The sequence below is a fragment of the Paenibacillus oceani genome (genome assembly GCF_014705615.1).
GTDB classification, from domain to species: domain Bacteria; phylum Bacillota; class Bacilli; order Paenibacillales; family NBRC-103111; genus Paenibacillus_AB; species Paenibacillus_AB oceani.
In genome coordinates this window covers 120,849-133,816 of the sequence record NZ_JACXJA010000022.1, presented here as the reverse complement: position 1 = coordinate 133,816, position 12,968 = coordinate 120,849, and the positions used below count along the sequence as shown (strand labels likewise).

11 protein-coding genes are annotated in these 12,968 nt (G+C 55.9%); 2 read left to right on the top strand and 9 right to left on the bottom strand.

Translation table 11 applies throughout. The annotated features are described in order from the left end of the window. Positions 1-65: 65 nt before the first annotated feature. The 3 genes from IDH45_RS17630 to IDH45_RS17620 form a co-directional block, all read right to left on the bottom strand. A complete protein-coding gene (locus tag IDH45_RS17630) occupies positions 66-782 on the bottom strand; it encodes a response regulator transcription factor (protein ID WP_190929439.1) in 717 nt (238 codons plus the stop codon). A 234-nt stretch (positions 783-1,016) separates the two neighbouring features. Further along, positions 1,017-2,813 carry a two-component system histidine kinase PnpS gene (pnpS, locus tag IDH45_RS17625; protein WP_190929438.1) on the bottom strand — a complete coding sequence of 599 codons (1,797 nt, stop codon included), beginning with the start codon at positions 2,811-2,813 and terminating at the stop codon, positions 1,017-1,019. 365 nt (positions 2,814-3,178) lie between these two features. Continuing rightward, positions 3,179-4,714, bottom strand: coding sequence for a fumarate hydratase (locus IDH45_RS17620; protein ID WP_190929437.1), 1,536 nt, complete (start codon positions 4,712-4,714; stop codon positions 3,179-3,181). 309 nt (positions 4,715-5,023) lie between these two features. On the opposite strand from IDH45_RS17620, the gene IDH45_RS17615 reads away from it, so the two are divergent. Further along, entirely contained in the window at positions 5,024-5,884 is an 861-nt protein-coding gene (locus IDH45_RS17615; RefSeq protein ID WP_190929436.1) for a polysaccharide deacetylase family protein, read from the top strand. A 52-nt stretch (positions 5,885-5,936) separates the two neighbouring features. On the opposite strand, the gene IDH45_RS17610 is transcribed toward IDH45_RS17615, so the two are convergent. After that, complete coding sequence (locus IDH45_RS17610) at positions 5,937-6,671, bottom strand: glycerophosphodiester phosphodiesterase (RefSeq protein ID WP_190929435.1); 735 nt, start codon at positions 6,669-6,671, stop codon at positions 5,937-5,939. A gap of 87 nt (positions 6,672-6,758) precedes the next feature. Between IDH45_RS17610 and yfbR the strand changes: the two genes are divergently transcribed. After that, positions 6,759-7,352 (top strand): 5'-deoxynucleotidase, encoded by a 594-nt coding sequence (yfbR, locus tag IDH45_RS17605; RefSeq protein ID WP_190929434.1) that lies wholly within the window; start codon positions 6,759-6,761, stop codon positions 7,350-7,352. A 69-nt stretch (positions 7,353-7,421) separates the two neighbouring features. On the opposite strand, the gene IDH45_RS17600 is transcribed toward yfbR, so the two are convergent. From IDH45_RS17600 to IDH45_RS17580, 5 genes are all read right to left on the bottom strand, one after another. Continuing rightward, complete coding sequence (locus IDH45_RS17600) at positions 7,422-7,811, bottom strand: hypothetical protein (RefSeq protein WP_190929433.1); 390 nt, start codon at positions 7,809-7,811, stop codon at positions 7,422-7,424. A gap of 172 nt (positions 7,812-7,983) precedes the next feature. Further along, the gene (locus IDH45_RS17595; protein WP_190929432.1) at positions 7,984-8,358 is read right to left on the bottom strand and encodes a Rieske (2Fe-2S) protein; all 375 of its coding nucleotides are present in this window, start codon (positions 8,356-8,358) and stop codon (positions 7,984-7,986) included. Beyond that, positions 8,358-9,509: an amidohydrolase family protein gene (locus IDH45_RS17590; RefSeq protein WP_190929431.1), complete on the bottom strand. Its 1,152-nt coding sequence runs from the start codon at positions 9,507-9,509 to the stop codon at positions 8,358-8,360. The genes IDH45_RS17595 and IDH45_RS17590 overlap by 1 nt, the downstream gene beginning before the upstream one ends. 39 nt (positions 9,510-9,548) lie before the next feature. Next, entirely contained in the window at positions 9,549-10,916 is a 1,368-nt protein-coding gene (locus tag IDH45_RS17585) for an ABC transporter substrate-binding protein (RefSeq protein ID WP_190929430.1), read from the bottom strand. Between the two features lie 24 nt (positions 10,917-10,940). Next, positions 10,941-12,842, bottom strand: coding sequence for a right-handed parallel beta-helix repeat-containing protein (locus tag IDH45_RS17580; RefSeq protein ID WP_190929429.1), 1,902 nt, complete (start codon positions 12,840-12,842; stop codon positions 10,941-10,943). Between the last annotated feature and the right edge of the window lie 126 nt (positions 12,843-12,968).

Sequence of the window (12,968 nt, the reverse complement as noted above, 5' to 3'; positions counted from 1 at the left end):
CAGCATCATTTTACAAAAAGCATCGCGGTTTATCGTTCGCCGCCCCCATTTCCCGGGAAATGGACCTACTTTTTGGTCGTATGCACGATTAATTTGTAGCCCAGACCGCGAATCGAATCGATTTGCACCGTTTCCTGGTTCATCTCAAGCTTTTTGCGCAGCGAGCTCACATGGACGTCAACCGTACGCTGTCCGCCGACATAATCGAATCCCCAGACGATATTCATCAGATCGTCTCTCGTCACTACGACGCCCGGCCGCTGCACCAAATAAAGCAGCACCTCGAACTCCTTCGGACGCAGCTGGATTTGCTCGCCGTTCAGGACGACCTCGTATTTCTCGGGATAAATTCTCAGATCGGCGATCTGAATCACTTTATCCGTTCCCGGTTCCTCGACGGCAAACGTGTCTTCCGTCCCAGTCCGGCGCATGACGGCCGATACCCTTGCGAGCAGCTCGGCCACCCCGAACGGCTTCGTAATGTAATCGTCAGCGCCGGCCTTGAGGCCCTGTACCACTTCTTCCTCGGCGTTCCTTGCCGTCAGTATGATCACCGGCGTCTTCACGCCCTTTTGCCGCAGCTTGGCAAGCACTTCAAAACCGTTCATCCCAGGCAGCATAATATCGAGAATAATCAAATCGAACGATTCCTGAAGCGCGGTCTGCAGCCCTTCCCCGCCATGGTCGACCACCTTCGTCTGGTAGCCTTCCTGCGACAAGTTGTACGACAGCAGCCGGGCCAAGGTCGGTTCGTCTTCGACAACCAAAATGTTTTTCGGCATGGAGCCCCCCTGCGAAACATTGCATAAATAGATTCATCTTCTCCCTGAACCGGAGAATGGTTTACGATAATAAAATCTTACCACAAAATTTCACGTTTGACTAAACTCCGATAAAGAACAGGAGCGAAGCAGACAGTCCTGCAACAGAATCGGCGCCATTTCTCTATTTTCCACGCTTCCCCCGCCCAGTACCTGCCGCCTCACCCGCCCGCTCCCCGCCTGATCCCGAACCTTCTATTGCTGAATGACCGGCAGTTCCAAAATAAATCTCGACCCGAGCCCCAGCTCGCTCTCCACGCGGATCGTGCCTTTATGCAGCTCGACCAGATGCTTCACGATCGACAACCCGAGCCCGGTGCCTCCGGAGCTGCGCGACCTCGCTTTATCGACCCGGTAAAACCGTTCGAAGATGCGCGGCAAATCTTTTTTCGGTATGCCGATTCCGGTATCGGAGATGACGATCCGTATTTTCTCCGCCTCGTCTTCCGCGTCCGCCTCCACCGTCTCTACCGATACCTTCACCTTGCCGCCGTCCGGCGTATAGTTGATCCCGTTGGAAAGCAGGTTGATCATAATTTGCCGCAGCCGGTCTTCGTCGGCCTCCATGTAGATGTCCTCATCCACCTTCATCTCCAGCCCGATCTGCTTCGGGTCAGCCGCCGGACGCATCATATCCAGCGTTTTGCCGACAAAGCTATGCAGATGAACGGGAGAAAATTGCAGCTGCGCCCGCTTCGATTCGATTTTGGAGAGCTCCAGAATATCGCCGATCAGCCGGTTCAGCCGCTCGCTCTCATCGTATATAATTTGCAGAAACGATTTGGCGGTATCCGCATCATTCATCGCCCCGGCAAGCAGCGTCTCGGCAAACCCCTTCACGGCGGCCACCGGCGTCTTCAGCTCATGGGAGACGTTCGCCACAAACTCGCTGCGCACCCGCTCCAGCCGGCGGAACGCGGTAATATCGTGCAGAACAATAACCAGCCCGAGCCAATCGTCGTCGACACTCTGCATCGGCACCAGATTCACCTCGAGAATTCGTTCCTCCGGGAAATAAAACAAAATCTCATCGCGAATCCGCTCGTTGCGTTCGATGCACTCCTTAATCATCTGCACAAGCTCGTACGGCTGATTGGCGCTGTCGAACCTTTTGCCGATAAAATCTTTGGACGAGTAGCCAAGTATCTCTTCTGCGGAACGATTGACCAGCACGATCCTGCCTTCGGCGTCGATCATGACGACCCCGCTCACCATATTGTCCAGCACGCTGGACAGCCGGCTTTCATTCTCGAGGATGCGGTGCATTTGCAGTTGCAGACTGTCCGCCATCGTATTGATCGCCTGGCCAAGCTGACCGATCTCGTCCCGGTTGCGCAAGTAAACGCGCGATTTGTAGTTCAGATTCGATATTTGCCGCGCTACCCGTGTAATCCGCTCGATCGGCCGGGTCAGCTGGTGCGCTACCCGAAAGCTGATCAGCCCGGCGATGACGAACACGACGAGCAATCCGCCGATGAGTCCCCACCACAGGTTGCTAATGGTCGATTCGATCACTTCAAGCCCCATCGACAGCCGGATAAATCCTACGGTGTCCGCCCCGTTGCGCACCGACATCGCGACGTACAACATGTTCTGGCCGGTCGATTCGCTGCGCCGCTCCGAGTAACCGGCTCCGGACTGTTGCGCTTGACGGATTTCTTCGCGCGACAAGTGATTGTCCATCTGCTTCGAGTCTAGGTCGGAATCGCCCAGCACGACTCCGTCGGCCGAGATGAACGTCACGCGCGAGTCGGCCGACTCTTTCAAATATACCGCTCTCTCGGTAAAATAATCGCTGTTGCGGCGTTCAAACTGCTGAATGCTTCCTTCCGCCGTAGCGATAATAATTTGAATCTCGCGCTTCATGCCGTCCTGAAGGGCTTTCATATGCGACCTCTCCAGCATAAATGCTACAAATACCGCAGCAGCCAGCACGGAGCAGCCGATCAGAACCACAAACAGAAGCGTCAGCCGCGTTCTGAACTTTTTCATGGACAGTTATTCGCTCCTTTGCCAGTCTGCATTCCCCATCGTCCGCAAACAGCAGATCTTGTACCGGGACCCCGGCCTCTGCAATCCGGCACAGTTCTCCTCTATTATCCCCGAATTCCCGAAATCCGTAAGCGCGGCCTTCTACGCCCCAGGACTGCCGGCAGGGGCCAAGCTTAATCGGATATCTTAATTATATAAGCCGATTTAGTTCAACTTATATAGCGTAGTCCGCCCCTTCCGTTTTTTCCAGTAAAGATTTTGTAAACGTCCGACGGCAAAAGAAAAGCCCGGTATCGGATACCAGGGCCTTTCCCGTTCATACTGATCGTTCCGGCATAACGTTCGACTCGAACAATACCGGACCGTTATTTAAATACCGGCTCTTTAAAGTCAGCCAGCTTCTCCAGCGAGTTTTTGTCGACGTCCGCGTGCAGACTGTTGCCGTGCGAGTCCATCGTTACGATCGCAGCAAACCCTTCCACCTGCAAATGCCACATCGCTTCCGGGATGCCGAACTCCATGAAATGGACGCTGTCGACTTTCTTGATGCACTCCGCATAATACTGGGCCGCTCCGCCGATCGCATTCAAGTAGACCGCTCCGTGCTCTTGAAGCGCAGCGAGCGTTTTCGGTCCCATGCCGCCTTTGCCGATTACGGCGCGAAGCCCGAACTTTTTCAAAATATCGCCCTGGTACGGCTCTTCCCGGATACTCGTCGTCGGTCCGGCCGCTTTGACATGCCATTCCCCGCTCTCGTCCTTGGCCATAACCGGTCCGCAGTGGTAGATAACATGTCCGTCGAGATCGACCGGAGCGTCATGATCCATCAAATATTTGTGAAGCGCGTCCCGGCCGGTATGCATCAGGCCGTTGATGACGACAACGTCGCCAACCTGGAGCTGGCGAATCTGCTCTTCAGTGATCGGCGCCTGCAGCACCACCTCGCGGCGTCCTTCTCCACCTGTCTTCGTCTTGTCCGCCGGATCGGCCATCGCAACGTTGCTGCCGCCCTCATACACCCAGTCCTTGATCTCGCCTGTCGCCGCATCGAGCAACACGCCTTGACGACGGAACGCCCAGCAGTTGTAAGCAACCGATACGAAAAAGCTCGCCGGCAGCCTGTCCATCACGCCTACTTTGCATCCGAGCAGCGTCACTTGGCCTCCGAAGCCCATCGTGCCAATGCCGAGCTTGTTGGCGTTCGCCAAGACATACTCCTCCAGCTTCTGCAGGTCGGCGTTCGGGTTGACGTCGTCCACTGCGCGGAACAGCTGATGCTTGGCCAGCTCGTAACCCGTCGTGCGGTCGCCGCCGATGCCTACACCGATAAAGCCGGCGCTGCAGCCTTGTCCCTGTGCCTGATAGATGGCGTGCATGATACATTTGCGGATGCCGTCCAGGTCGCGGCCGGCTTTGCCTACGCCTTCGAGTTCGGCCGGCAGGCTGTATTGAATGTTTTTGTTCTCGCAGCCGCCGCCTTTCAGAATAAGCCGCACATCGACGTCGTCTTTTTCCCACTGCTCGAAATGAACGACGGGAACGCCCGGACCGATGTTGTCGCCACTGTTCGCACCGGTCAGCGAGTCGACCGAATTCGGGCGAAGCTTGCTGTCCTTCGTCGCCTGGCGGACCGCTTCAATGATGCTCTTCTTCATTTCGATCTGGTTTGCTCCGACCGGGCAATGTATAATAAAAGTCGGCATGCCGGTATCCTGGCAGATGGGCGACACGTTGCATTCCGCCATCGTAATGTTCTCGGAAATCGTCGATAACGACAGAGCCGCTCGCGTCCCTTCGTCCTCGCTCTCCTGGGCGCGCTGAATCGCGCGGCGTGCGTCGGCCGGCAAATTGGTAGAAGTTTCTACGATCAGCTTATAAATGCTTTCCTTAAAATGTTGCATGAAACATGCTGCTCCTTTCGGCCGTCTAAAAGTATGGGATGATGGGTGAATCGTATATAACCTGATCATACCAGATGAAGCCAAACGTTTACAACGGTATCGACTCCCATGCCTAAAGGCAAAGGCAGCTCGGATCATCGAGGCTTGCAACCTCGTCTCTCCTTGAAGAGTTTTCGACGCGGAAGGATAAGGAAAGGAATGCAGCCCAACCATTGTGAATCCGTGACGCTTCTTGGCAGAGAGAAGAAGCTCGCAAACCGTCTATCATCCGGAACCGGACAAGTTCCGGCACAAGGAGTCCAACCCGCTATGAATCGAACCAAACTGTTAATCCGTACCCTGATATTTTTCGTCGCCGGAATCGCACTGCTCATGCCGGTCCTTGGCGTCTCTAAGGGCAAGACGATGTACGCCGAACAGGTGGCTGTCCTGATGTATCATCACATCTATAATGAAGACGAAAGCTCCGGCACGATTACGACAGACCTGTTCGAGGAGCAGCTCGTTTATTTGCGGGAACACGGCTACACGTTCATCTCGCTGCAGCAGTTTCTGGCCTTTATGGAAGGCGCCGCCGTCCCCGACAATGCCGTGCTCGTTACATTCGACGACGGATACGAGAGCGTGTATGCGAACGCTTATCCGATCTTGACCCGGATGGGAATCCCGGCCGCGAACTTTATCATTACGAACAAACACGACAACCCGCGCGAGCATACGCCAACCTTCATGACCCCGGACGAGATCCGGACGATGACGACGGCGATGCCGGGCATTATAAGCGCGCAATGCCATACGGAAGGGATGCATGACAATCCCGACGCGCCGTTTATGGTCACCCGCCTGCCTACCCCGGACGGAGGAAAGGAGACGGAAGAACAGTACCGGCAAAGAATCGTGTCCGACACCCGGGCATGCATCCAAAGGTTAACGCCGCTCGGTCCGGAGAAGGTCAATACGCTCGCGTACCCGTACGGCGTGTACGATAAGATCTCCTCCGAGCTTCTGAGAGAAGCCGGCATCGAGTACGCCTTCACGATCGTGCCCGAGATGGCGACCCGAAGCGTGAACAAGATGCAGATCCCGCGTATCAATGCGGGCAGTCCGCATATTTCGCCGGAAGTGCTGCACCAGACGATCCAGCGGCGCATCGAAACGGTGATCCGATAACAAGCTGCCGCGGGACGCGACCAACCGGAGGTCCGTATGAGCCCGCGGCCTTTTAGTTGTTCAGCAGCGCCCGCAAGCGAGCCGGGAAGTCGGTGATGATGCCCGACACGCCCAACGCGATTAACTCCGCCATACGCGGAACTTTGTTCACCGTCCATGGATATACCCGGATGCCGAGCCGGTTCGCCTGTTCCATCCACTGCCGGTTGACCAGCTTGTGATGGGGATGCATCGAATACAGCTCCACCCCGTATTTGCGCGCGGCTTCCTCCGGCATGATCGGCTTTTTGTCGACCAACAGACCGATTCGGAGGCCAGGCTCCTCCTGCTTCATACGGGTTAACCCCCCATGGTGGAAAGAGGATACGAACACCCGTTGCAGCATACTCCGTTCGCGAAGGAGACGAAGCAGGCCGTCCCGAAGCTCCGGGCTGTCGATCTTTATCTCCACGTTCACGCCTACGGCCGGAGGAAGCAGGTCTAATACTTCCTCCAGCAGCGGCAGACGTTCCCCGGCGTACCTGTCGGAGTGCCACATCCCGGCATCGAGCTGCTTCAGCTCCCTTGTCAGCAACTCCGCGATCGCCCCTCTCCCCGTCGTCGTCCGGTTCACCTTCGCATCATGGCAAACCACGATGCTTCCGTCTTTGGACAGATGCACATCCAGTTCGACCGCATCCGCCCCTTGCTCCACGGCAAGCGCGAACGAGCCCAGCGTATTTTCCGGCGCCTCGCCGGCCGCTCCCCGATGGCCGACTATCGCGATTTGACGGTGCGTAGTTCTCATATTGTATCTGGCCTCCGCTATATGGGCTAATGCCGCTTGCTGGTTTTCCCAAAAACCGTCTTGTATAATGCAGATGAGGTGAAGCTGATGGAAAGTCATTTTCTCGCTTATTTATACCGTCTTCGCTACATCGAGCGATGGAGCCTGATGCGCAACGTCCATAAGGAAAACGTGGCCGAGCATTCGTTTCACGTCTCGCTGCTGACGCACGCCTTGTGCACGATCGCCAACGTCGTTTACGGCCGTCGTCTGCCGACGGAGAGAATCGTCACCGCAGCGCTGTTCCACGATACGACGGAAGTATTCACAGGCGATATCCCGACTCCGGTCAAACATCACAATCCCGTTATTTTGCGCAACTTCCGCGAAATTGAACAGCACGCGGCGAAGCGGCTCGTCAATATGGTCCCTCCGGAGCTCCAGCACGTATACGGTCCCTTGATCGAGGGCAAAAATACCGATCCGGAGCATGCCCGCTATATGAAAGGCGCCGATCTGCTGGACGCTTATCTGAAATGCGCCTCCGAGCTGTCGGCAGGCAATCGCGAATTCGCCGTAGCCAAAAAACAGATCGAGCAGTCGATCGACAAGCTCGATATGCCGGAGATCCGTTACTTTCTGCAGCACCTCGCCCCCAGCTTCGAGAAAACGCTCGACGAGCTTAACGAACCGGCTCCGTAACAAGGCCGGTGTGCAACAAGACGAAAACCGGACTTCCCTGGATAGGAAAGTCCGGTTGTTCGTATTGCGTTACTTCGGTCCAAGCATCATGGCCATCAGCAGCACGTAGCTGACCCCGTTGATCAGCGTGAACGTCCGCAGCTTGCGTACGGCGGCCGCCGTGGAGTCTCCGGCGATCAGCTTCTTGAACGGCTTCGAGGACATCCCCGTCATGGCGAACATCACAAGGACGAGTACGATCGCCATCACCATCCACCATACCGAATATTCGGCCTTGCTGACCATATACCCTCCGGACAAAAACGCCAGAATGAGAACGTACTGTCCGATCCGGTTGCCGCGGTGAAGCGCTACCGCGGTCGGACGATTAACCGCGCCTCCTGCCAAAAACGGAAGCAAAATGTAGAAAATGAGCGCAAGCGCGCAAATGACATGCACGACATACATCGCTTGATGCACGGCTGAACGGCCTCCTTCGATCTCTGCGTATAGCAGTTCGTTTCAAATGTAGTATATCGGAAAGGCTGTCCCGATACAAATCTTTCCGGACATTTGTCACGAACGTGTAACAAGTGCCTGCTGCCGAGATCGGGCTGTATGGCCGGTGCTTGCTTTTCAGACCGGCCTGCGCTTATGCCATATGAACGATCACATTGCCGTCTTCTACGGAGACGTCGTACCGTTCCACCGTTACGTCATACGTCTTCGTTCTCGTCGCCGGGTCGACGATCATGCAGCCCGACTTGATATCGAATTCCCAGAAATGCCACGGGCACCGGACTACCTCGCCCTCCCGCTCGTATACGAACTCGCCCGGCCTCGGAGAGGTGACGTAAGCTGATGTAATGCCTTCGCACAACGGCGCCCCCTGATGGGGACACAGATTGCGTATCGCATAGAACCGTCCGTCGATATTGTAGATCCCGATGCTGCGGCGGTTCAATTCAACGATCTTTCGCGTGCCGGGAAGGATCTCGGACACACGGCCTGCCAAGTAGCTGGGCATTAGTCGTTCCCTCCCTTTGCCGCGCCTCGCTGCGGCAATCCGTATAACTCCGCAGCATTTGTATAAAAGATGCGTTCCCAGAGCGGGTCCGGCATTTTCGGAAAGGCGAGCGCAGGTGAATCGAAGTCCCAATGAGGATAATCCGATGCGAACATTAAACACGGATCGGCATGAATCGCCTCCAGCATCGGCAAAAACATCTCCGGCTTGGCCGGCAGCTCGATCGGCTGCGACGTCACCCGCACATGCTCCCGGTAATATTCGCTCGGCAGCTTCTTTACCCACGGCGTATTGTGGCGCAGCGCCTTCCAATCCTGGTCCATTCGCCATAAGGCCGGAGCAATCCACATCATGCCCGCTTCGATCATGACGACCTTCAGCGTCGGAAACAATTCGAATACACCTTCATAGATAAAGCTCGCCAGATGGGTCATCATAATACCCGCACGGGCCAGCCTGTACTCGGCATAGTGTGAAACATAACCGGCTCCGGTCGGAGGAGGATTGATCCCGATTCCTTCCATACTGACATGGATCGCAAACGGCAAATTATGACGGACGCAAGCTTCGTAGATCGGATAATACCTCCTGTGTCCGTAAGGCTTCTCGGCTCCGTTCGAGACGATAACCTGGACAAATCCGGGATGCGAGGCGACGCGATTGATCTCTTTGGCCGACAGCTCGGAGTCCTGCTTCGGAATCATGATGGAAGCTTTCAGCCGGGGCTCCTTTGCAAGAACGTGCTCGATCGTATAGTCGTTGCACGCGGAGCACACGGCGGCCGCATAGTCCGTATCCGGTATCGTATTGATCCCGTAGTCCATGCCGGTGATGATCCCGTAGTCGATCTGATATTTATCCAGCAGGTTCGATCGAATATAATCGAGCGCGACCGTCTCGTCTCCCGGGGGCATTTTATGGTCCCGCATTGTGCCGTTTGTCCCTCCGTTGTTGTACATGCCAATTTGCCCAGGCACCCGCGGTCCCCAGGTCTCAATCTGTTCCCGGTAATACCGGGACATGTACGGCTTCAGCGCCTGGTATCCCCCGCGCAGAGGGGCCAGATGAAGGTCGCAGTCGATGATGGAGCGTTTCCTTTTCGGCTTGGTTCCAGTTCCAGTAAGAGGTTGAATCGGATGAATCGTTTCCATTGGTTTCTCTCCCCCGTGATCATCTATTTATTTATAGGTTTACTTGGCCATTTGCTCGGCGATCTTCTTGTTGATCCTCTCGTCCGCTTCCCGCAAGGCGGTATTGATATCCTTCGCATTCGTCGCGATATCGTGGAAGATCTGGGTAAATTCCGGGGCCGCGAGCGCCTGATACTTCGATAACGGCGCGATCGGCGCAGGCCGATCCGGGATCATCGCCTTCAGATGTTTATTGTGCATGTACGGCAAGTCTTTGCCGTATTCGCTCCAAATATCGGCGCCTTGCAGAGCCGGCGAATACCCGCGGCGGGCCAGATGTTTCTGGAATTCCTCGCTCGTGACGTAGGCCGCCACCTGAAACGCCGTCTCCTTATGCGTGCTGGTGACGGGAATCAGGAAGTATCCCGGCGACAGCTGCGGTCCAGCGTTAGGCGCCTCCTTGTAACGCGGATACGATACGATGTCCCATTCGAGATGAGGATCTTTATCGGCAAAATATCTCGTTCCGAGCGCGTTCGGTCCCAGCATCATCGCGAGCCGCTGCTCGCTGAACAGCTTGAGCTGCGTCGCGTAAGCGGAAGTCGTCGAATCGACCTCGTTGCCTGCAATCCGATAAAACTGCGTCAGCGTCTCGAACATCCGTCTCGGCTTCTCCGAGGCGAACATTCCCAGGTGCTTGACCGGATCGATAAACACGGGAGACAGCGGATCGCCGTTCGCGACCGCCCCGGGCGACATGCCCATCCCGTAATAGTGCACGCCGCTTTCGGTCCGGCTCATCTTCCTGGTCAATTCATATACATCGTCCCACGTCATGTCGTCCTTCGGGGCTGGCACGCCAAATCGCTCAAAAAGCGCTTTATTGTATATCAGATTGACAGAATCAACCGTTACCGGGAGCCCGTACATCCCGCCGCCCGCGATTTGCCTCATCGCCGCTACCGCGGTCGGCTCCAGACGCGACACATCGTATTTGTGAGTTTGAATCAGACCGGAGATATCGTACTGCAAGCCGTACTCCATCAAATAACTGTATATTTGGCCGTAAGCGTCATAAAAAATATCGATCGGCTGTTTGGATTCGACCAGCGATTTCAAGTTGACACTGTTCGAAGGGGCGATAAACTTCGGCGTTACATGAGGAAACTTTTCTTTGATTTTGTTCCCGAAGGCGCTCATAAAGCCATCGTTGTTCGTAATCGAACCGACGTGGAACCAGAATACGAGCTCCACCGGTTCGGTTGACGCGGCAGGCGCGGGCGCAGGAGCAGGCGATTCTCCCCCGCCGGTTCCCGAGCTTCCGCCGCCCCCATTCGTTCCCGTACCGGAACCGCCGGAGCAGCCGGACACGACGCCTATGCATATCGCAAGACTAAAACCTAACCATTGTCTCTTCTTTGTCTTCATGCGAAATCCCCCTTGTGATCCGGTTCACTCTACGGCGATATCCAGCTTGGTCCATGATTCCGGCACGGCAACGATCACGTACCGGTTCGGCACCGATCCGCCCGATCCGCCGCCGGTTACGGTATCCAGCGCGAGATCGATGTCGATCGCGGGCGCTGTCCCGGCAGGCGCCTGCGAAAGCAGCGTCTTGGCTATATAGTCGGTGGCCGCTCCGCCGGCCGCATCGGTATACCGGTATACCGAGAAGAGGGCGGTCTTTCTGTAGGCGGCCGATCCTCCCGGCAGCGGGTTGGCGGTTATCCGGACGAGCGCATTCAACTGGCCGTCGAAGGTCGGTATTTTGACATATTTCTTGGACGACCCGGTCTGAATGGTCCCTAGCCACTTTTGGTTATCGGCCAAGAACACTTTCGCTCCGGTGAAGCAATTGATTAGAGGCAACACATCGTCGCCGGTATTGTGTACGGCGGTCACCTCGGTTCCGGCAGCCGTCACCTCGATGAAATAATTTGCCGTATTGCCTCTCCACTTGCAGTTATCGACCATGAGCCTTCCACTCGTCCCTCCGACCCGTATCGCGTACCCGCCCTTCAGGTTGCGGAACAGGCAGGAGGACACGGTTACGTCGTTGTTGCCCATGCTGATTCCTTTGGAGGTCGTGCCTTGGACGAACTCGTGATGCGTCTTGTTGCCATCGAAGATGCAGTCGGAGATGACAACGGCATTATTCGCCGATGTGCCGAGCGAGACGACACCGTAGCCGTACAGGTTGCGGAACGCGCAGTCCGAGATAGCCACATCCGTATCGCTGACGTTATAAAATATAATCGCTCCCGAATAAGTCGCGTACTGCCCGTTAGCCGTAAAATTGCAGTTGCGGATCGATACGTTTTTGATGCTGCCTCCATCCGTCGGCGCCCGAAGCTCAATGTCCTGAAAGGAATTAAAGGCGAAGTTGCAATCCGAGATGATCGTGTCATACGTCGACCCGGTCACCCGGATACTGATCTTGTTCCAGAAAAACGAACATGCGGTGATTACGTTCCGCTGGCCCCGGTCCGGCAGCACCATGCCGATCTGGCACATATCGACCGTCAGATTGTAAGCTTGCAGATCGCCGGCGGCTCCCGCGACGCCGATCCCGGCCGCCGTGATGAACAGGTTGAACAAACTGATCCCCGCCGTCGTACCGCAATCGAAAACGGCTGATACGGTAGAACCGCCTTCTGTAGACAGATCCGATATGCTCGGAGCCAACCCGCCCGAATCGACCTGCATTACACCGCCGATGACCGCGCGACCCATCAGAAAGGTAGGCTCGGTTCTGCTTGTTACCGGTATCAAGATCCGCACCGAGCCGATTCCGTCTCCTTTCAGATGCTGGCCTTTGCGCACATATACCGTTCCGGCTATCAGATAATCGCCCGCAGGGACGAATACGGTTCTTTTGAGAGGCGTATTGTTCCCTCCCGTGTGCTCCTCGCTGGCGAGAAGTGCCAGGTTAAACGCAGCGGTGTCGTCATCGGCCGGCATCGTGTAGGCGCTGTCCTGATAATATTGCCCGTTGGCCGGGTTCCGGTATTTGGCGTTTCCCTTCGCCCCGAACTCCTTCACATTGAATAGCCAGTCTGTCTTCAGATTCACGCCCAGCAAAGCTTCCTGGACCGTTTCCGAGGCGGCCTCTTCGGCTACTTGCCGAATAAACGGCTCACAGCTGCTGCAATCGTCCGGCTCCCCATAGACGCTGCGGGTGACATCGCCTTCCTGGCGAGCCATACTTACAGAGGCGCCCAGCAGCGTTCCCGTTACGGCGACGGTGCCGGCGGCCCCTAACGTTAACAGTCTTCTTCGGCTAATCCGGACTTCGGACGACCTGTCTTCCGGCAGGCTTTCGCTTTTCTGCTCGTTCTCCCGTTTTTGCCGCATCCCATCACTCCTTATCGTCCACCTGTAAACGCTGATCTTGCAGCTTCCGTCTGACTGGCACTTTCTGCGGAGGATTGTATGCGCATACATCGAGATCTCGCTTTAATCATACCTCCACAAAATTTG